Here is a 20,167-nt window from a genome sequence, read left to right on the forward strand (position 1 = left end):
CTGCTACCTGCTAAGCAGGGTAGTAGCGTGACACATCTCACCCCACACCCGTACATTCAATTTCAGACCTTAATATTAGCCAGTCATGCTAGCGTTAGCGCTCGCCTATTGGTTTTTCCGGCATTGAGCCGGAGGATAAGTGCTGCCTATTGAATACATCTTCACGCCTATTTTGCCCCAGTTGGCTCCCCACACTCAGGGAGTTAAACCATGGCGTACACAAACAAGCCATTCACCTTTGCTTTTCAGTCTTGGGCATTTTTGGGACTATGCATTAGCGTCGCAACACATGCCTCTCAACTCGATGTGGATGATCCCAGCATCGCCGAACACTGCGAGTTACAGCTAGGTTGGCAACAGCCGAGATCCGATCATAGCGCAAAACAGATAAATGGCAGTGGCACCTGCAACTCAGGCCAGTGGGAATGGCACTTAGGCATTGAACAACAAAGTAATAATGCTATCAATGAGCAGCAAACCGAGCTGGGATTCAAATTGCCATTAAATGCAGACTATGCCCCTTGGCAAAGTGCGCTGGCTGTTAATTTGCAAAAAAATCATCAAGGCAGCCACCCTCTAACAACGCAAATTGTAGGGATTTTGGGATATGACTTGGCAGCTCAGAATTTACGCCTCTATAGCAACCTAGGTATAGATCAGTATGGCGCTCAATCGCCCCAGCTTATTGCAGGAGTTGCTATCGCCTTCGAATACGACACTGAGCAGCAATGGATAGCCGAATTTTATCGCCATGAGTCCCATGAACGAGCCTACAAACTCGCATATCAATATTTACTTAAAAGACAGTTACAACTTCAACTAAGCCTAGGCAACAGCCTAAAAGGAAACACACAACAGCTGGGCGCTGACTTTACCTTTTTCTTTAATTAATAGATCGTTGGGAGAATGAACTATGAACATGAACAACAACCAAAAAAATACTAAGCAAATCGTCGTAGCTATCCAAAATATTTTAGAGCAGCGCGATACAGCAGGCATTACGGCTTTAGCGAAAGAGCGTCACCCCGCAGATATTGCCGCTGTAGTTGGTAGCTTTACTCAGCCACAGCAATTACGGTTTTTGCAACTTGCGCCCGCCAAAATTGCGGCGGATTTATTTCGTTATTTACGTGATGAATTACAAACAGAATTAGTGCAGCAGTTAGATAAAACCACGCTGTCATCGCTGTTGCTCACTATGGCAGCGGACGAGCGCGCCGATCTTTATAACCTGCTCGAACCTGAACAACAAAAACGATTATTGCCCGTGTTAGCACAGGCAAAACGAGAGGATATGCGCACTTTAGCCGCCTACGACAAAACCAAAGTCGGTGCGGCGATGACATCGGATTACACCCTGCTCAATAGCCGTCATACCGCCGCACAAGCAATTGAAATGCTGCGCACGGAAACCGCCGATAAAGAGACGATTTATCAAGCCTATGTGGTCGATATGTTAGGCCGTTTAATTGGAACGGTATCACTTAGACAATTACTTTTAGCGCAGCCAGAAGAGCGAGTGGTCGACTTTATGAAACCCAACCCCATCGCCTTAGATGCCAACGCCCTTTGCCAAGAGGCAGTACAGATGATCGCCCATTACGATTTATTGGCTCTCCCCATCATCAATGGCAAGGGACAGTTAGTCGGTATTGTCACCTATGACGATGCGATGGACATTGCCAGTTCACAGGTTGATCTTGAATTTACTAAAACTGCGGCCATCGGCAATATTGATCACAATTTAAAGACCGCCAGCATAGGCTTGCTCTATCGTAAACGAGTCGTTTGGTTGGTCATTTTAGTGTTTGGTAATATTTTCTCAGGCGCTGGCATCGCCTTTTTTGAAGATACCATTGCCAGTTATGTTTCTTTGGTGTTCTTTCTTCCCCTGCTCATCGATAGCGGCGGTAATGCGGGTTCACAATCAGCCACCTTAATGGTGCGAGCCTTAGCCACGGGCGAAGTGATACTCAAGGATTGGCTCTCATTGCTGGGGCGTGAATTAGGGGTAGCAGGATTACTCGGTGCCAGCATGGCCTTGGCAGTATCGCTACTTGGGTTTTGGCGCGGCGGTCCAGAAATCGCCTTGGTCGTTGCATTAACCATGCAGATCGTAGTGATCATTGGCAGCCTGATTGGCATGTCACTGCCCTTTTTACTCAGCAAGTTAAAAATGGATCCGGCTTCAGCCAGCGCACCACTTATCACCTCAATCGCCGATATCATTGGTGTGCTCGTTTACTTTAGTATTGCTACAATGATTTTAGATTTACCTGTGGCTTAAAAGAGTTACAACGCTTTTGCTGCGATGCTGATGAAAAGCGTTAACACTCAAACTAGCAAGCTCAATTAAGGTTGAATCGCAATTTGTAGAAATACAGTACGAGATATTCACTTGTTACCCAAAATGGACTTGGGCAATTTATTTGCTCAAGTTCATAAATTCATTGTTATTCAATAAAAAAGTAAGATTATGGCATTGATATACGTTAATATTTTCTTACCACACTTTCCTACTTACCCTAATACCGCAGGGATTGCACCTTAGACGTTATTAATTCAGTGGCCATAACAATATCAATAAAAGTTTAGAGGTTTTTATGTGGTTTAATTCAAGACTCAAAGCAGAAAACGAAGTGCTGAAGCAAAAGCTCATTGATCAACAAGATAGATACGAAGTTGAAATCGAAGAGCTAAAAAATATGGCCCGCGAAAATGAAGCCATGCAACAACAGTCCCGCCAAAATACCGATCATTATAGTGCAGTGATTGCCTGCCAAAATCAGGGCGGCGAGATGTTAAATGCAGTGAGAGATGGCCTTGCCAGCAGTGCAGAGCTACTCACTGAAGAAAAAGAAGCACTGTCCGAATTAGATAAGATTTTTGATCAAACGCGGGTAGCCATTATTAATTTAGGTAATAGAGCAACCTATATTAATGAACAAGCCACCAGTAGCATGACTGCTGTAACCGAGCTCGATAGTACCACTTCTTCTATTAACCAGTTTGTTGCCGCTATTCAAGGGATCTCTGAGCAAACTAACCTACTCGCTCTCAACGCAGCAATTGAAGCCGCCCGAGCGGGCGAAGCTGGACGAGGTTTTGCGGTTGTTGCCGATGAAGTCAGACAATTAGCCAGTAAAGCTCACGAAGCGAGCAGCCAAATCGAAAAACTAGTAAAACAGATTGTTACACAAGCCTCTAATATTAAAGAGATTGTCCATAATAACCAAAACAGCGCTCTTGATGTTGCCTCATCTTCAACACAAATAGGGCAAGTCGTTGAAGATGTGCTGCAACGCTCTAATAAAATGCAGCAGGTAATCCATAATGCCGCGACAGCCTCATTCTTAAATACCACTAAACTCGACCACGCCGTTTGGAAGAGTAATGTGTATCAACTTATTGAAAAGAATCAGCACAGCCATGGTGTGAACTCCCATACTGAATGCCGTTTAGGCCAATGGTATTTTAAAGGCTTTGGTGCTGAAAATTATCAACATTTGAGTAACTTTAAGGCCTTGGATGCTCCCCACAAAGCGGTACACGATGCAGGTAAAGCAGCACTCGCGGCAAGGCAACAGGACAATTTACCCGAAATGGTTAGGCAACTACGTTTGATGGAAGACTCAAGTATGCGGGTCGTCAATTGTCTCGATAATCTACTACGTGATGTTTATCGCCAGTAACAGCAATATATACCCATGAATAGCGCGCTTTTTAAGTGACCTATTCATGGGTCATCAATTAGCAACCTCACTCATCTAAAGCTCACTAAAACAGATATAGCGCATCGGCAGCCTCCTTTGCACAACAAGGAGGCAACTCTATCTTGCCTCAATGACCAATATGATTTATCGATAATTTTCTAACCCAAGAGTACAGATCACAAAATAACCCTAAAGTGGCTTGCGAGCTTAAGAGTTGTCATCTTTAATTCAATATGAGCACGCCGTGAGACTCGCATATAACATTCTAATTCCTAGGGTTATTAATGACATTTTTTACCCATTTAGTGCGCGTTATGCTTCTCTGCGTTATCCCGCACACAGCTCAGGCCACACTCAATATTTATACAGAAGAATGGGCTCCGATTAGCTTTTCGGTTGATGGCCAACCCGATGGATTAGCTGTACAAGTCGTGCAAGAAATCCAAAAACGTATTGATAACCAAGATCCTATCAAGATTGTGCCCTGGGCTCGTGGCTGGAAAATTATCACCGAACAACCCAACACGGTGTTATTCACGATGACACGTACCGCAGAGCGGGAGCGTATGTTTAGTTTGATAGGCCCTGTCGCGGTTGGCACAACAAACTTTTATGCTCTAAAAAGTAGCAAGCTTAACATTGACTCAATTGAAGGTGCTAAGCAGGCAAAAGCAATTGGGGTGTATCGTTCCTCAGTCGAAGAAAAATTATTAATAGATCATGGGTTTACAAATCTCGCCCCCCTCATCGACACCACTACTAAGCGCAAAGCAGTTAATGAAGCAGCGAATCGATCTCTGGTGCAACGCTAATCTCACGGCGCCAAGTATTCTTGCAGAAGCCGGAGCCAGTATTGATGATGTAAAATCCCTCTACACCATCAGCGCGAATCATCTGTACATTGCATTTTCTCAAGGCACACCAACGGAGGAAGTTGATAAATGGAAAGAGGCACTAGTCAGCATCAAGGCCGATGGCACCTTTGCACAAATTTATCACCGCTGGCTGCCCAATGATGCGCCGCCAATGGAAACCGAGCGTATCGGTTTATAAACCTTTTCCCCCTTAAAAACAAAGGCCGGATAACTCAGTTATCCGGCCTTTTGATTGCAGAGGCTTATGGCTTATTTAGCCAATACGCGCTGATGCAGCTCTTGCACTGACGTCACGTTAGTGCGATCGTCCGCAGCGTGTGCCATGCAAGTGGCAAATGCCGCGTTCATGGTCGTGGTGTAGTTCACTTTGTAACGCAGTGCACCGCGACGTAATTGACGCGAGTCTTCAATCGCTTGACGGCCTTCGGTGGTGTTCACAATGTAGGTGTACTCACCGTTCTTGATGCGGTCAAGAATGTGTGGACGGCCTTCGTGTACCTTGTTCACTAAGCGTGGGTTGATACCCGCTTCACCTAGGATAACCGCTGTACCGTGGGTGGCGTCGATTTGATAACCCAGCTCAATCAGCTTAGCGGCTAAGTCGGCAACACGTTTCTTATCGCTGTTACGCACAGACAAGAGTGCACGACCAGACTTAGGCACTTCAGAAGTCGCACCTAACTGCGCCTTAGCATAGGCTTCGGCGAAGGTATCGCCCACGCCCATTACCTCACCCGTTGAGCGCATTTCTGGGCCTAACAGTGGGTCAACGCCAGGGAACTTGTTAAATGGCAGTACCACTTCTTTCACAGAGTAGAAAGGTGGGATGACTTCTTGAGTGAAGTTTTGCGCTTTTAAGCTTTGACCTGCCATCACACGGGCGGCAATCTTCGCTAACGGCACACCAGTCGCTTTCGACACAAATGGCACGGTACGCGCTGCACGTGGGTTAACTTCAATCATGTAGATTTCGTTATTCTTCACGGCAAACTGCACGTTCATCAGACCAACAACACCCAGCTCCATCGCCAACTTGCCGACTTGCACGCGCATGCGATCTTGGATTTCTTGGCTTAGGGTGTAAGGAGGCAGCGAACAACCTGAGTCACCTGAGTGAACACCCGCCTGCTCGATATGCTCCATAATCGCGCCGATAACTACGGTTTCACCGTCACAGACTGCGTCGATATCCACTTCGATAGCATCATCTAGGAAGTGGTCTAGCAGTACTGGTGAAGCGTTAGATACGCTTACCGCTTCGTTGAAGTAGCGCAGTAAATCCTGTTGGTCGTAAACGATTTCCATCGCGCGGCCGCCCAGTACGTAGGATGGACGCACCACTAACGGATAACCGATACGCTCGGCGGCAATCACAGCACCTTCAACCGTAGTGACGGTATCGTTTTCAGGCTGCTTCATTTCCAGGCGTTGAATCGCTTGCTGGAAACGCTCACGGTCTTCTGCACGGTCAATCGCATCTGGGCTAGTACCAATAATCGGCACACCCGCCGCCTCAAGGGCGCGAGCCAGTTTCAGCGGAGTTTGACCACCGTACTGCACGATAACGCCCTTTGGCTTCTCGATACGGACGATTTCTAACACATCTTCTAGGGTAACAGGCTCGAAGTACAGACGATCTGAAGTGTCGTAGTCGGTAGAAACGGTTTCAGGGTTACAGTTCACCATGATGGTTTCATAACCGTCTTCACGCAGTGCTAATGCCGCGTGCACACAGCAGTAATCGAATTCAATACCTTGACCGATACGGTTTGGACCACCACCTAACACCATGATTTTGTCACGGTTAGATGGGTTAGCTTCACACTCTTCCTCATAGGTTGAGTACATGTAAGCGGTGTCGGTGGCAAATTCAGCCGCACAGGTATCTACGCGCTTGTAAACAGGGTGGATGTCGAAACGGTCACGCAGTTTACGCACTTCAGTCTCGTTTACGCCAAGGACCGCCGCCAGACGCGCATCGGCAAAACCTTTACGCTTAAGCTTACGCAGCAGCTCTTCGTTAAGACCGGCTAAACCGCCTTCGGCCACTTGGCCTTCCAGCTTAATCAACTCTTCAATCTGGACTAAGAACCATGGGTCGATATTGGTTAAGCGGAAGATTTCATCTAGGGTTAAACCCGCACGCATCGCATCGGCGATGTACCAAATACGGTCACAACCTGGCTCTTTTAGCTCGAGGCGGATACGGGCTAACGCATCAGGCTTTGACATGTCAGTAATCGGGTCTAAACCGTGACGGCTTACTTCTAAACCGCGCAGGGCTTTTTGTAGTGACTCTTGGAAAGTACGGCCAATTGCCATCACTTCACCCACTGACTTCATCTGCGTGGTTAAGCGATCATTTGAGCCGGCAAACTTTTCAAAGTTAAAGCGAGGGACTTTAGTCACAACGTAATCGATTGCAGGTTCAAACGAGGCTGGCGTGCGACCACCAGTAATGTCGTTCATCAGCTCATCGAGGGTGAAACCCACCGCTAACTTGGCGGCGATTTTCGCAATCGGGAAGCCCGTTGCTTTAGATGCCAGTGCCGATGAACGCGATACCCGTGGGTTCATCTCGATGATAACCATACGGCCATCTTTCGGGTTGATACCAAACTGTACGTTCGAACCACCGGTTTCAACACCAATCTCACGCAGTACGGCCATAGAGGCGTTACGCATCAGTTGGTATTCTTTGTCAGTCAGGGTTTGTGCGGGTGCTACGGTAATAGAGTCACCGGTGTGCACGCCCATTGGGTCGAAGTTTTCGATAGAACAGACGATGATGCAGTTGTCGTTACGGTCACGAACCACTTCCATCTCGTATTCTTTCCAACCGATTAAGCTCTCGTCGATGAGTAGCTCTTTGGTTGGCGATAAATCTAAGCCTTGAGAACAGATTTCTTCGAACTCTTCCTTGTTATAGGCGATACCGCCACCTGAACCACCCATAGTGAACGATGGGCGGATAATACAAGGGAAACCCACTTGCTCAAGCACGCCATAGGCTTCTTCCATACTGTGGGCGATGCCCGCACGTGGACATTCTAAGCCAATGCTCTTCATGGCTTTGTCAAAGCGGCTACGGTCTTCTGCTTTATCAATCGCGTCGGCGGTCGCACCGATCATTTCAACGTTAAATTCAGCCAGTACACCTTTAGCCTCAAGCTCAAGCGCGCAGTTCAGCGCGGTTTGACCGCCCATGGTAGGCAGAATCGCATCTGGGCGTTCTTTGGCGATAATGTTACGTACCACTTCCCATTGGATTGGCTCGATGTAAGTGGCATCGGCCATTTCAGGGTCGGTCATAATGGTGGCAGGGTTAGAGTTCACCAGAATGACGCGGTAACCTTCTTCACGCAGGGCTTTACAGGCTTGAGCGCCTGAATAGTCAAATTCACACGCCTGACCAATCACAATTGGGCCTGCACCTAGGATAAGAATACTCTTTATATCTGTACGTTTTGGCATTGCTTCTCTCTTCTCCTAGCTTGCGTATTACTTAGCGTTCTGACTTTTCGTTACAAGACGATAGTGTTCAATAAGCTCGATAAAGTGATCGAACAGTGGGGCCGCATCGTTAGGACCTGGGCTCGCTTCAGGGTGACCTTGGAAGCTGAACGCAGGTTTGTCCGTCAGATGGATACCTTGCAATGAACCATCGAACAGTGACTTGTGGGTCACTTTGATATTGGCTGGTAATGTGGCTTCATCGGCAGCAAAACCGTGGTTTTGGCTGGTGATCATCACGTTACCTTTTTCGATATTGCTCACTGGGTGGTTAGCACCATGGTGACCAAACTTCATCTTTAAGGTTTTCGCGCCTGATGCCAATGCCAGTAATTGGTGGCCTAAACAGATACCGAAAATCGGCGTATCGGTTTTCAGGATTTGTTGAATCGCTTCAATCGCGTAGTCGCATGGCTCTGGGTCACCGGGACCATTAGAGAGGAACACACCGTCTGGGTTCATCGCTAACACGTCAGCAGCGGGTGTTTTTGCAGGAACAACCGTCACATCACAGCCACGGTCAACCAACATACGCAGGATGTTTTGCTTAACGCCGTAGTCGTAGGCAACCACTTTGTATTTAAGCGCTTCTGCTGGAGTATCTTCAGGCAAACCGCCCACTAAACGCCAGCTACCTTTACGCCATGGGTAGGCTTTGTCAGTAGTGACTTCTTTCGCTAAATCCATGCCCTTTAAACCTGGGAAGGCTTTAGCAGCTGCAAGCGCTTTGACTTCATCTAAGTCAGCACCCGCCATGATGCAACCCGCTTGGGCACCTTTTTCACGGAGGATTCGAGTTAATTTACGAGTATCGATATCTGCGATGCCAACAACATTGTTTGCTTTGAGATAATCGCTAAGGGTTTGTTGATTACGGAAACTACTTGCTATGAGCGGAAGATCGCGAATGATTAAACCACAAGCATGAACCCCATTGGATTCGACATCTTCATTATTGGTACCAGTATTACCAATGTGGGGGTAGGTTAAAGTTACTATCTGGCGTGAATAAGAGGGATCAGTTAAAATTTCTTGGTATCCCGTCATCGAAGTGTTAAAAACAACTTCACCAACTGAGAGACCATCGGCACCTATTGCTGTGCCAGTGAATACGGTTCCATCTTCGAGTACGAGTAAGGCAGACTTTGTCAACGCGACCTCCATAAAGAGCCAAGCCACTGAAATATAATGTTTTTATGTTATGTTAAGATACCAATTTCCGCTGATTTACGAAATTTTGACAAATTCCAGCGAGTTTACAGGATAAACTCAAACTCGTCTATACATTGGTATCTGAGTGCAAAAAAAAACGCCAAATGGCGTTTTTTAATTTTAATGTAAACCTAATACCTGCTGCATATCATACAGACCCGGTTTCTGCTCCACCAACCAATGAGCGGCACGCATAGCGCCGTTGGCAAAGGTCATACGGCTTGAGGCTTTATGGGTGATCTCTAAACGCTCACCAATATCGGCAAACATGGCGGTATGCTCACCGACTAAATCACCCGCGCGCACAGTCGCAAAACCGATGGTTTCACGGTCACGCTCGCCAGTGATCCCTTCGCGGCCATAGACGGCGCATTTTTCAAGATCACGACCTAAGGTCTTGGCAATCACTTCACCCATTTTTAGTGCCGTGCCAGATGGCGCATCTTTCTTATATCTGTGGTGACCTTCGATAATCTCGATATCAGTGTAATCGCCCATGACCTCAGCGGCCAACTCAAGCAATTTCCACATCAGATTGACACCCACAGACATATTCGGCGCCATCACCACCGGCGTTTGCTCGGCAAAGGCATTGATTTGTTCTTTTTGAGCATGATTGAAACCGGTTGTGCCGATCACCATGGCTTTCTTATGGCGTACGCACCAATCTAAATGGACAATACTGGCCTCTGGCGCAGTAAAATCAATCAGCACATCAAAGTCATCGGTCGCATAGTCAAGCGAATCCATGATAATGACATTTAACTTACCCACACCGACAAGCTCGCCCGCATCCACGCCAATTAAGCTTGAACCTGAACGCTCAATCGCCGCGCCTAAGCGAATGTGCTCTTGATGATAAGCCGATTCAATAAGAGTCCGTCCCATGCGTCCACCCGCACCGACAATTGCAACTCTCACTTGTCCACTCATTTCAATCTCCTCAATCTTTTTTGTCTTCCATACAAAAACGCCTAAGACTGGCTTAGGCGTTTCAATCACATTAGACGATGTCTAATAACTCGACTTCAAACACTAAGGTTGAGTATGGAGGAATAGAAGCACCCGCACCACGCTCACCGTAAGCTAAGTGATGTGGAACGAATAATTTTAACTTGGTGCCTACTGGCATCAGTTGCAGTGCCTCAGTCCAGCCAGCGATAACGCCAGATACTGGGAATTCAGCTGGTTGACCACGAACAACAGAGCTGTCGAACACATCACCATTGATGAAAGAACCATGGTAGTGAGTACGAACAGTATCTTCGTAGGTTGGTTTTGCACCACTACCTTGAACTAATACTTCGTATTGCAGACCAGAGTCAGTCACGATCACGCCTGCACGTTTAGCGTTTTCCACTAAAAACGCTTCACCTTCAGCAGAAGCCGCAGCAGCTGCTTGCTCTTGAGCCGCTTGAATGCGACGGCTGATCTCAGTGAATGCAACTTGCATATCTTGCATAGATACAGCGCTTTCAACGCCAGCAAACGCATCGGCTAAGCCTGCTTGAACAGCAGCAATATCCACACCTTCAAAAGAATTGGCAGCCAGTTGCTCGCCCATTTGACGACCAACACCATAGCTTGCTTGCTGTTCAACAGTACTGAATTTATCAGACATAATTAACGACTCTCAATGTTCAATGGAATTTTGCGCGCCAGTTTACCATAGTTCCACGCCCTATGCTGATAAACTGACTGCTTATTTAACTTTGGCGGCGATTTTACGTAACCGATGCGTATTTATCCAGCAATAGCGCCTAATTGCGGCAAGATAAGGCCTGCATCTAAACGATCGCCACGCTCTGAATGACTATTTAGGCAACACGCATTGATTTTTGATACTCGCCTTTGCGCTCTGATACAAAGGCTGCATTTGCCCCTGTAATTGCTCGAGTTGGGCAATGCGATTGCTGTTGGATGGATGCGTTGATAACAGCTCTGGCCCTTGGCTACCTCCCGCTTTCGACATATTGTGCCACAGCACCACGCTCTGGGCAGGGTCGAACCCTGCCCGTGCCATCAGCTCCAGCCCCATCACATCCGCCTCACTCTCCTGAGCGCGGCCAAAGGGTAAAATCACCCCGACCTGCGCACCAAGCCCCAAAGCCGACATATATAAGTCACGGTTTGAAACGCCGCTCGCGCCAAGGGCGGCATCGGCGATTTGCATCCCCATCCCCGTCATCTGCGCCCGAGAGACCTGCTCATTACCGTGCTGGGCTAATACGTGGGCCACTTCATGGCCTAAGACTGTCGCGAGTTGATCCGGCGTGCTCGCGACTTTTAATAATCCGGTATACACGCCAATGTGTCCGCCAGGCAATGCAAAGGCGTTCACTTGCTCGGAGTTGAATAGCACGACATCCCACTTCTGGCTTTGATCGGGTAGCACAGCGGTGACGCGATTCGCCACACAATTTACATACTGGGTGAGCTTTTTATCGCTGCTGATCTTTTGCTGCTTTTTCATTTCTTCAAAAGAAGCATCCCCCATTTGCTGCATTTGCGATGCCGAATACAGCAAGGTTTGGCCACGCCCCGTGGGCGATTTAGTGGTCGCGCAGCCCGATAATCCTAACGTGAGTCCAACCGCCACTAAGGCGAGTGTTATTGATTTCATAGGGAACTCCTTAATCCGAACGAGGCTGAAGCTAGCAGACTCAACTAATCATGATTAAGATTTTACTGAGATAGCAAGCAGAAGCCAAACGAGATTCAGAATCTTGTCTGGTAGCACGAGTGAGCCTAGCGCCAGTTAAGGTGCAATATAGTCTTCCCTTAACATGGCATAGAGATACTCATCGCCCCATGCACCCTTAAAGAAGATATTTTTGACATAATGGGCTTCGCGCCGAAAGCCGAGTTTTTCGAGTAATCTACAGCAGGCAAGATTGTCTACATCGGTTATCGCAATAACACGATGCTTATCTAATTCCACAAAGAGATAACCCAGCAATGCGCTGACGGCCTCAAACGCAACCTGCTGGCCTTGATACTCAGGCGCAATCGTAAAGCCGATTTCCATTTGCTGCTCATCGATAAAATGCAGCGCCACATCGCCCACTAAGGTGGCAGGCGTCGCAAACGATGCCTCAGTGACAATCGCCAATTGAAACCAAGTGTCCGCCGCGCCAAATTGTGCGTAATCCATATTCTCGAATAACGCGACAGCATCGCTATAAGAGTAATCCGTCCAGCTTTGATATTTGGCGACCTTAGGCTCGGCTCGATAGGCGGTAAAAGCTTCAAGATCCGCTCGCTGAAATGCTCGAAGCGTAAAACGTTGGGTGGTTAAACCGTGATTTACCATATGGTGAAGTGCGTTACCTATCGCCAATGTCGACGCCATGCCAGCTCCTTTCATGTGAATAAACCGCTAATGTCAGTAAGTCCCTAAACTCGCTATATAGTTCACCCAGCGGAAACCGGTAAACAGTACCAATAAGTGCTAGCAGTTTATGGATAGCAGCGCGGGCTTATCTCAACGCTTGCCTTTAAAGGCTTTGACGCTGTGCTTATTAATACTGCGACGATTCGCCTGTTTATCCCGAGGTGGACGCTTAGGTACAACCTTATTCTCGGCCCCATCTTCTCTAGCTCTTTCGCTCGGCTTATCGGTCACCGGAAAGTCTGCCAATGATGCTAACGGTAACTCACGCGCCGTCAAGTTGCGGATCGCGGTTAAGCTTGGCACTTCACCATGGCACACCAAAGAGATAGCGAGCCCTTTGGCGCCCGCCCTTGCGGTGCGGCCAATACGGTGCACATATACAGGCGCACTGGTGGGTAAATCTAAATTGATCACCACTGGTAAGGCATCAACATGAATACCTCGGGCCATCAAATCTGTCGCCACCACCACTTGAATACGATTGGCTTTAAAGTCGGCCAAGGTTTGGCTGCGCACGGTTTGATCTTTTTCACCGTGCAGCGCAGCAGCATTTATCCCCGCCTTAACGAGTCGTTTCGCTATCGCATCAGCATCATCGCGGGCACTGATAAACACTAGCACTTGCGGCCATTGATATTGTTTGAGTAACGCAATCAATGCCTGCGCCTTACTGCCCTTATTGACTAAATACAGTTGCTCTTCGATTTCGGCGGCGACAGCATTGCGTGTACTGGCTTCAACCCGCAGGGGATTATTGCTCAGCAATTTACCCACCAAGGAATCCAACGCCTCTGGCAAGGTGGCTGAAAACAGTAAGGTTTGCTTACGCTTAGGCATCATGGTCATCAGCTTTTGCACATCGGGCCAAAATCCCATTTCCAGTAAGCGGTCGGCTTCGTCTAGCACTAGATATTTTATCGAATCGAGACGGATATAGGACTGCGTGCATAAATCCAATAAGCGCCCAGGGGTTGCCACCACAAACTGCGGTTTAGCGGCAAGTTCGGCTAATTGCTCTTCCTGCGCGATACCGCCACAGAGGAGCTGAATATTCAAAGAAGACGATAACTTACTCGCCAGCGCGTGCAACGCTATCGTTACCTGCTGCGCTAACTCACGCGTTGGCACCAACACTAATGCCAGTGGATTAGCCGCAGGCACGGATTTAGCCATCGTTTGCTCAGCAATTTGTTGCCAGAGGATTTGCAGCAAAGGTAAACCGAAAGCCAAGGTCTTACCGCTACCGGTTTGCGACAGCGCTAACACATCCCGCCCCGCCAGAATCGCCGGAATCGCTAATTGCTGCACCCGTGTCGGATGCTTGAGCCCGGCTGGCAATACCGAACATAACGCCACATTGACGCCAAGCTCGGCAAAGGTTAACGGCTCAGGGGAAGACTCTGTGGAAGGAGAAGGTTTAGGAATGGTCATCACAACACCGATAAAAACATGGGAGCGAAAGTTTACGCAGAGTTGGCTGCTAATACCAATGTTGTTTCGGCTTGGACTAAAGCCTTGGGATAGTTGTTTCGTCATATCCAGTGACGTATCGGATTACCAACTATCGACAAGCAATGATTGAGTTAAAGGTTTTTAAATCAAAGTCGTGGGTCTTCAACCCACACCCGACCAAGAGGGGATCAACAGCAATCCCCTCTTGGATCTCCCTTGCCGCCCTAGCGAAGTTACATGCATTAGAGACTGGCTTCGTGCTTATTCGAAAATCGCTAACGCTTCCGATGGTACATCCTGTACCCCGAAAGCTAACTCGGCATCCATGCCTCGCTCACGCGATTTCCTTCAACGCCCTTCAGCAACTTCGCAGGGGAAGGTGAACTCCTGAAATTACTGTGTCAGCTGTTAATCTTGAAAGAGTTCCGCCTGTCCTTTCTTTTGTGTTTCTTTTGTTCTGCCACTAGAGAATGAACTACTTTTTGTGCCTGTTCTGAAATTGTTTTATTGATGCTATCTCAGAAGTAAATCTTCTTGCACATGATTAATGTTTGACGGAGATCCTAATACTTTAAACACGGCCTCAACGAATTCAAATGAAGATTTACAAGCCCATTCGGCATACTCGCTTTGTTCCCACGTATGTGCTTTGTGATTGTGATTTTTACCGAAAATAAGCTGGTTCAGTTCAATCCAATAATTACCCTTGTGAGAGCTACCTTTGCGCATTAGCTCCTTAGATCCAGAGTCCAGCCAAGAAGCCTTATAGTGAGTAATGTTGTTCCTCAAAGTAATCAGGGCCTTTACATTTTGGCTTTCAGGACAACCTCTACTTATTGGTTCAAAACCCGCAGCAACTAAAAATATGTCATATTTCTCAAGTATATTGGCTCTATCTATTGCATCGATTTCTGACAACGTTTTGATTAATTTCTTACTTTTGTCCGTGACATTAGCTAACCAAGCATTTGAGTCCCTTTCCGATTCAGCAAACAACTCATTTATTGTTGCCTCCAAAAATGCGACAGCAGAAAGTATTGAAGCTCCCACATGGGAGGCTATTTCGCTCCTATTCAGTTGATTTTCATTATTTTCTATACGGGCAGCAAGTCTGGAAAAATGAGCGGCTGATTTTGCGTGATGTATAGATAAATATGTACTCATTAAAATTTGTATTTGCATTTAAGAATCAACCTATAAAATCCTATACAAGTCGGTGGTTAGTAAAAAATCTTCGCGTTTCTTATTACTAGTGTTTATCGCATACATAACACCGCGCTCTACGGAAATTTACGAGCACCAACTATTTGCTATGCTCTGAGATCAAACCAAATTTGTTCGCCATCATCACTCTGTAGTTTAAAATCGGTATTTTTAAGAATTAGATCTGAAAAGCCATCATGACTATTGAATATATAGTAATCAGTCTCAGTTGTAGAACATTCACCAAACAAAAATCTATATTCGCGTTGATATGCATAATCCAGAGCTTTAACCAAATTTCCCCACTTTGATCTGTCTCCAGTGTATTCAACCTCACCACAAAATAGTGGTTTATTACTTAAGCCTTGTAACTTGGAAACCAGTGGCTTTAGATTTTGAGCAGGTAAGAACGCGTAATGAGTCCCAAATTGAGCTTTCATTTTAGCCACATCATCTTTCAGCTTTTCTAGAGCTTCCAGATCCTTAGGTAAACGCAGTGAAAACCAGCAATGCATCCAAGCATCTTTTTCTTTTCGATTATGTACTGTTATCCCTAAAGCATCGCTAATATCAATATCACCAAATTTGGCTATGATTGGCGAGTCGCCTCGATCTTTTCTATAAGAGTATGCGCAGCTCTCAAACTTGTCTGAAACACCTTCTTGCTCATCAAGCCGATAAACTTCTGGAGGTGTACAGTGGAAACAACCATCTCGTAAACTATCAAGGAAATCTTCGTTCCTGAAGAATTTTACTAGACCTAAAAACTGATTTGATTCCATGTTTTCAACCTTGATTTAGTGCATAACTTTAGTCAAGAGGCGGGCTTTAGAACGTCCCAGTGAACGAAGCGAACAGTTGAGCCACTTGTTGAACGAAGTCGCTTTTTGCCAGGAACAAGATAAAGCCATCTTTTTCCCTACATTCAAAATACTTGCTAGACGCAACCTGCTTCGGCCGCACACCTAGAAATATCATCATGGACATTCACGAACAACAACGCTTTGATTTACCTGATGAACAACATCTTACCCACTTAACCTTGCATGGCAAGAGGTCTGCAACCATTGATGTCTATAGCCAAGCGATACGCCGAATTGCGACTTATTTTGATTGCCGCCCAGCCCACTTGACTACATATGATTTGAAGCGCTATTTTGCCGATTTGATTGCCTCCCATTCATGGAGCACCGTTACAGGAAAGATCGGCTAGACAGAACATTTATCAGGTATACGCAGGACTTAAAAAGAATTAAGCACTGCCATGGAAGTGACCGTTGACGGCATGGATGCCGTCGTCGAGCCCTCAGGGAAGAGTTTATGGCGAGTCACTGAAATGACAGTGCTTAATTGATTGCTGCGGACAGAGTTTGAAATTTGAGCATGCAATCAAGCATAAAAAAGCCCCGCTAGTGCTAAACACTGCGAGGCTTTATTTATCTCGTGCGCTGCTAACATAACCGCTGCGCCACCCAACCTAATTAGCTATTTAGGTCTTGGAAAAACTTCTTCACGCCATCGAAAAAGCCTTCAGCCTTTGGGCTGTGCTTCTTTGATTCGCCGGTTAAGGTCGCTTCAAACTCACGCAGTAATTCTTTCTGACGCTCGTTTAGGTTGACTGGCGTTTCCATCACGACTTTGCAGAGCAAATCGCCAACGGCATGGCTGCGAACCGATTTAACCCCTTTACCACGCAGACGGAACATACGGCCCGTTTGCGTTTCGGCAGGGATCTTCAGGCTGACTTTACCGTCCAGTGTTGGCACTTCAATCTCGCCGCCGAGCGCCGCTTTACTGAATGAAATCGGCACTTCGCAGTAGAGGTTGTTGCCATCGCGAACAAAGATGGCATGTTCACGCACACTGACCTGAACATATAAATCGCCCGCTGGCGCGCCAAACTCGCCCGCTTCACCTTCACCCGCTAAACGAATACGGTCGCCAGTGTCGACACCTGCTGGGATCTTAACTGACAATGTCTTCGTTTTTTCGACACGGCCATCGCCATGGCACTTAGTACAAGGATCTTTAATGATCTTGCCGCGTCCATGACAGGTTGGACATGGCTGTTGTACGGTGAAGAAACCTTGGCGCATTTGCACTTGGCCTTGACCATGACAGGTTGTACAAGTGGTCGCCGAAGTGCCTTTTTTCGCACCGCTGCCGTCACACACATCACAGCTAGCTAAGGTTGGAATACGCAGTTCTTTGGTGAGGCCTTTTACGGCTTCTTCCAGTGATAACTCTAGGTTGTAACGTAAATCTGAGCCGCGGGCCGCTTGGCGTTGACCGCCACGACGTCCACCGCCGAAAATATCGCCAAAGACATCACCGAAAATATCGCCGAAATCTCCCGCGCCGCCGTAGCCACCACCGCCGCCGCGATTCGGATCCACACCCGCATGACCAAATTGGTCATAGGCCGCTTTTTTGTTGGCATCGGTAAGGATTTCGTAGGCTTCTTTAACTTCTTTAAAGCTCGCCTCAGCAGCTTTGTCGCCAGGGTTGCGATCGGGGTGAAACTTCATCGCCAAACGCTTGTAGGCTTTTTTAATTTCACGTTCGCTGGCGTCACGACCAACGCCTAATACTTCGTAATAATCTCGCTTTGACATAATCTCATGCTTCTCAGCTTAAGTTGAACGAACGGGCGTTAGGGTTTCCCCGTAACGCCCGCCTAGAAATTAACTATTTGAAATCAATCAATTTGATTGAGAGCAAATGTTATTTCTTGTCGTCTTTCACTTCTTCAAATTCAGCATCGACAACGTCATCGGCAGTCGCGTTAGACTGTTTAGCAGCACCTTCTTGTGCGCCGCCTTGAGTTTGAGCTTTAGCCTGAGCAATTTCCATCAGCTTAGCAGACGCTTCAATCAGCTCTTGAGTCGCTTTTTCAATGGCTTCTTTGTCGTTGCCTTTTGCTGCAACTTCAACTGCGCTCATTGCCGCTTCAATCTTAGCTTTGTCGTCTGCTGGCAGTGCATCGCCCGCTTCTTCAACTTGTTTCTTAGTTGCGTGAACTAAGCCATCTGCTTGGTTGCGAGATTGCACTAACTCTTCAAACTTCTTGTCTTCTTCAGCGTGGGCTTCAGCGTCACGTACCATTTGCGCCACTTCTTCTTCGCTTAAGCCAGAAGAAGCTTTGATGGTGATGTTTTGTTTCTTACCGGTTTTCTTATCGGTTGCAGAAACATGCAGAATACCGTCAGCGTCGATATCGAACATCACTTCGATTTGTGGCATGCCACGTGGTGCTGGCTCAATACCGTCAAGGTTGAACTGACCTAATGACTTGTTCGCGCTTGCTTGCTTACGTTCACCTTGCAGTACGTGAATGGTTACTGCACTTTGGTTGTCATCGGCTGTTGAGAACACTTGCTGTGCCTTAGTCGGAATAGTAGTGTTTTTCTCAATCAGCTTGGTCATTACGCTGCCCATGGTTTCGATACCCAGAGACAGTGGTGTTACGTCTAACAGCAGAACGTCTTTCACGTCGCCTGACAGTACGCCCGCTTGAATCGCAGCACCTACGGCTACGGCTTCGTCTGGGTTTACGTCTTTACGAGGTTCTTTACCGAAGAAGTTAGTCACTGCTTCTTGAACCTTAGGCATACGGGTTTGACCGCCCACTAAAATCACTTCGTTAATGTCTGATACTGATAAATCAGCGTCAGCCAGTGCCACTTTTAATGGCTCTAAAGTACGAATGATTAAGTCTTCAACCAGTGACTCTAACTTAGCACGGGTGATTTTCACCACTAAGTGCTTAGGACCTGTTGCATCGGCAGTGATGTATGGCAGGTTCACTTCTGTTTGGTTGGTGCTTGAAAGCTCAATCTTCGCCTTTTCAGCCGCTTCTTTCAGACGTTGCATTGCTAATGGATCTTTACGCAGATCTAAGCCTTGCTCTTTCTTGAATTCGTCAGCTAAGTAGTTGATTAAACGGTTGTCAAAGTCTTCACCACCTAAGTGAGTGTCACCGTTAGTCGCTAATACTTCGAAGGTTTGGTCGCCGTCGTTGCTGTCGATTTCGATGATCGAGATATCGAATGTACCACCACCTAAGTCATACACTGCAACGATGTTGTCGCCTTGCTTCTTGTCGATACCGTAGGCCAGAGCTGCAGCCGTTGGTTCGTTGATAATACGTTTAACTTCAAGACCTGCGATGCGGCCAGCATCTTTAGTGGCTTGACGTTGTGAATCGTTAAAGTATGCAGGTACGGTAATTACCGCTTCTGTCACTTCTTCACCTAAGAAGTCTTCTGCAGTTTTCTTCATCTTTTTCAAGATTTCAGCAGAAACTTGTGGTGGAGCCATTTTGTTGCCACGTGATTCAACCCAAGCATCACCATTGTCGGCTTGGATAATTTTGAATGGCATGATGTTCACGTCACGTTGAACTTCGTCATCTTTGAAGCGACGACCGATCAAACGCTTGATCGCGAAGAATGTGTTATTTGGGTTAGTTACAGCTTGGCGTTTTGCTGGCTGACCCACGATGGTCTCATCATCGGTATAAGCGATGATAGAAGGGGTTGTGCGATCGCCTTCAGCATTCTCTAATACGCGTGCTTTGCCACCATCGAGGACAGCTACACAAGAGTTTGTTGTGCCTAAGTCGATACCAATAATTTTACCCATGAGGTCCTCCGAAAAATTTCTGTCAAACTAAATTAATAAGTTGGTTTTGATATGGGGCCGGACGCATTTTTTTCAAGTCCACTGTTGGCCACCTTCTCAGCCTTAACACCTATATTGGGACAGGGAATTTAATTACAAGGGCCATACAAAAAATTTTCTGA

General features: G+C 47.0%; 15 protein-coding genes and 1 pseudogene. 5 read left to right on the forward strand and 11 right to left on the reverse strand.

The window, feature by feature from the left end:
* Positions 1 to 210: 210 nt before the first annotated feature.
* The 4 genes and pseudogenes from CEQ32_RS10860 (at position 211) to CEQ32_RS10875 (ending at position 4,766) form a co-directional block, all read left to right on the forward strand.
* Positions 211 to 891 (forward strand): hypothetical protein, encoded by a 681-nt coding sequence (locus CEQ32_RS10860; RefSeq protein ID WP_037430570.1) that lies wholly within the window; start codon positions 211 to 213, stop codon positions 889 to 891.
* A 22-nt stretch (positions 892 to 913) separates the two neighbouring features.
* Positions 914 to 2,287, forward strand: a complete 1,374-nt coding sequence (gene mgtE / locus CEQ32_RS10865; RefSeq protein WP_088586003.1) for a magnesium transporter — start codon at positions 914 to 916, stop codon at positions 2,285 to 2,287.
* 316 nt (positions 2,288 to 2,603) lie between these two features.
* Positions 2,604 to 3,692: a methyl-accepting chemotaxis protein gene (locus tag CEQ32_RS10870; protein WP_088586004.1), complete on the forward strand. Its 1,089-nt coding sequence runs from the start codon at positions 2,604 to 2,606 to the stop codon at positions 3,690 to 3,692.
* A gap of 305 nt (positions 3,693 to 3,997) precedes the next feature.
* A pseudogene (locus CEQ32_RS10875) lies at positions 3,998 to 4,766 on the forward strand (substrate-binding periplasmic protein).
* A gap of 71 nt (positions 4,767 to 4,837) precedes the next feature.
* Here CEQ32_RS10875 and carB read toward each other — a convergent pair.
* From carB to CEQ32_RS10920, 9 genes are all read right to left on the reverse strand, one after another.
* Complete coding sequence (carB, locus tag CEQ32_RS10880; RefSeq protein WP_088586005.1) at positions 4,838 to 8,062, reverse strand: carbamoyl-phosphate synthase large subunit; 3,225 nt, start codon at positions 8,060 to 8,062, stop codon at positions 4,838 to 4,840.
* 27 nt (positions 8,063 to 8,089) lie between these two features.
* A complete protein-coding gene (gene carA / locus CEQ32_RS10885; protein WP_088586006.1) occupies positions 8,090 to 9,265 on the reverse strand; it encodes a glutamine-hydrolyzing carbamoyl-phosphate synthase small subunit in 1,176 nt (391 codons plus the stop codon).
* Positions 9,266 to 9,433: 168 nt separating this feature from the next.
* Positions 9,434 to 10,246, reverse strand: a complete 813-nt coding sequence (gene dapB, locus CEQ32_RS10890) for a 4-hydroxy-tetrahydrodipicolinate reductase (protein ID WP_037415093.1) — start codon at positions 10,244 to 10,246, stop codon at positions 9,434 to 9,436.
* A gap of 70 nt (positions 10,247 to 10,316) precedes the next feature.
* A complete protein-coding gene (locus CEQ32_RS10895; protein ID WP_037430413.1) occupies positions 10,317 to 10,934 on the reverse strand; it encodes an FKBP-type peptidyl-prolyl cis-trans isomerase in 618 nt (205 codons plus the stop codon).
* 192 nt (positions 10,935 to 11,126) lie between these two features.
* Positions 11,127 to 11,936, reverse strand: a complete 810-nt coding sequence (locus CEQ32_RS10900; protein WP_037415087.1) for a M48 family metallopeptidase — start codon at positions 11,934 to 11,936, stop codon at positions 11,127 to 11,129.
* A 135-nt stretch (positions 11,937 to 12,071) separates the two neighbouring features.
* Positions 12,072 to 12,665, reverse strand: coding sequence for a GNAT family N-acetyltransferase (locus CEQ32_RS10905; RefSeq protein WP_037430412.1), 594 nt, complete (start codon positions 12,663 to 12,665; stop codon positions 12,072 to 12,074).
* A 132-nt stretch (positions 12,666 to 12,797) separates the two neighbouring features.
* On the reverse strand, positions 12,798 to 14,138 hold the full coding sequence (locus CEQ32_RS10910) for a DEAD/DEAH box helicase (protein WP_088586979.1): 1,341 nt from the start codon (positions 14,136 to 14,138) through the stop codon (positions 12,798 to 12,800).
* A 534-nt stretch (positions 14,139 to 14,672) separates the two neighbouring features.
* On the reverse strand, positions 14,673 to 15,341 hold the full coding sequence (locus CEQ32_RS10915; protein ID WP_037430411.1) for a hypothetical protein: 669 nt from the start codon (positions 15,339 to 15,341) through the stop codon (positions 14,673 to 14,675).
* Between the two features lie 128 nt (positions 15,342 to 15,469).
* Entirely contained in the window at positions 15,470 to 16,144 is a 675-nt protein-coding gene (locus tag CEQ32_RS10920) for a hypothetical protein (RefSeq protein WP_037430410.1), read from the reverse strand.
* A gap of 197 nt (positions 16,145 to 16,341) precedes the next feature.
* Between CEQ32_RS10920 and CEQ32_RS10925 the strand changes: the two genes are divergently transcribed.
* A complete protein-coding gene (locus tag CEQ32_RS10925) occupies positions 16,342 to 16,575 on the forward strand; it encodes a phage integrase N-terminal SAM-like domain-containing protein (RefSeq protein ID WP_050991405.1) in 234 nt (77 codons plus the stop codon).
* A 268-nt stretch (positions 16,576 to 16,843) separates the two neighbouring features.
* Here the strand turns inward: CEQ32_RS10925 and dnaJ are convergent, their stop codons facing one another.
* Complete coding sequence (dnaJ, locus tag CEQ32_RS10930) at positions 16,844 to 17,977, reverse strand: molecular chaperone DnaJ (RefSeq protein WP_037414972.1); 1,134 nt, start codon at positions 17,975 to 17,977, stop codon at positions 16,844 to 16,846.
* A 109-nt stretch (positions 17,978 to 18,086) separates the two neighbouring features.
* Positions 18,087 to 20,006 (reverse strand): molecular chaperone DnaK, encoded by a 1,920-nt coding sequence (gene dnaK, locus CEQ32_RS10935; protein WP_088586007.1) that lies wholly within the window; start codon positions 20,004 to 20,006, stop codon positions 18,087 to 18,089.
* Between the last annotated feature and the right edge of the window lie 161 nt (positions 20,007 to 20,167).

Source organism: Shewanella sp. FDAARGOS_354, from assembly GCF_002209245.2.
Lineage (GTDB): Bacteria > Pseudomonadota > Gammaproteobacteria > Enterobacterales > Shewanellaceae > Shewanella > Shewanella xiamenensis.

What these genes read in the sequence shown, in the direction of transcription:
- CEQ32_RS10860 (WP_037430570.1), top strand. Translation starts at nt 211, where the DNA reads ATGGCGTACACAAACAAGCCATTCACCTTTGCTTTTCAGTCTTGGGCA.
- mgtE (WP_088586003.1), top strand. Translation starts at nt 914, where the DNA reads ATGAACATGAACAACAACCAAAAAAATACTAAGCAAATCGTCGTAGCT.
- CEQ32_RS10870 (WP_088586004.1), top strand. Translation starts at nt 2,604, where the DNA reads ATGTGGTTTAATTCAAGACTCAAAGCAGAAAACGAAGTGCTGAAGCAA.
- carB (WP_088586005.1), bottom strand. Translation starts at nt 8,062, where the DNA reads ATGCCAAAACGTACAGATATAAAGAGTATTCTTATCCTAGGTGCAGGC.
- carA (WP_088586006.1), bottom strand. Translation starts at nt 9,265, where the DNA reads ATGGAGGTCGCGTTGACAAAGTCTGCCTTACTCGTACTCGAAGATGGA.
- dapB (WP_037415093.1), bottom strand. Translation starts at nt 10,246, where the DNA reads ATGAGTGGACAAGTGAGAGTTGCAATTGTCGGTGCGGGTGGACGCATG.
- CEQ32_RS10895 (WP_037430413.1), bottom strand. Translation starts at nt 10,934, where the DNA reads ATGTCTGATAAATTCAGTACTGTTGAACAGCAAGCAAGCTATGGTGTT.
- CEQ32_RS10900 (WP_037415087.1), bottom strand. Translation starts at nt 11,936, where the DNA reads ATGAAATCAATAACACTCGCCTTAGTGGCGGTTGGACTCACGTTAGGA.
- CEQ32_RS10905 (WP_037430412.1), bottom strand. Translation starts at nt 12,665, where the DNA reads ATGGCGTCGACATTGGCGATAGGTAACGCACTTCACCATATGGTAAAT.
- CEQ32_RS10910 (WP_088586979.1), bottom strand. Translation starts at nt 14,138, where the DNA reads ATGACCATTCCTAAACCTTCTCCTTCCACAGAGTCTTCCCCTGAGCCG.
- CEQ32_RS10915 (WP_037430411.1), bottom strand. Translation starts at nt 15,341, where the DNA reads ATGCAAATACAAATTTTAATGAGTACATATTTATCTATACATCACGCA.
- CEQ32_RS10920 (WP_037430410.1), bottom strand. Translation starts at nt 16,144, where the DNA reads ATGGAATCAAATCAGTTTTTAGGTCTAGTAAAATTCTTCAGGAACGAA.
- CEQ32_RS10925 (WP_050991405.1), top strand. Translation starts at nt 16,342, where the DNA reads ATGGACATTCACGAACAACAACGCTTTGATTTACCTGATGAACAACAT.
- dnaJ (WP_037414972.1), bottom strand. Translation starts at nt 17,977, where the DNA reads ATGTCAAAGCGAGATTATTACGAAGTATTAGGCGTTGGTCGTGACGCC.
- dnaK (WP_088586007.1), bottom strand. Translation starts at nt 20,006, where the DNA reads ATGGGTAAAATTATTGGTATCGACTTAGGCACAACAAACTCTTGTGTA.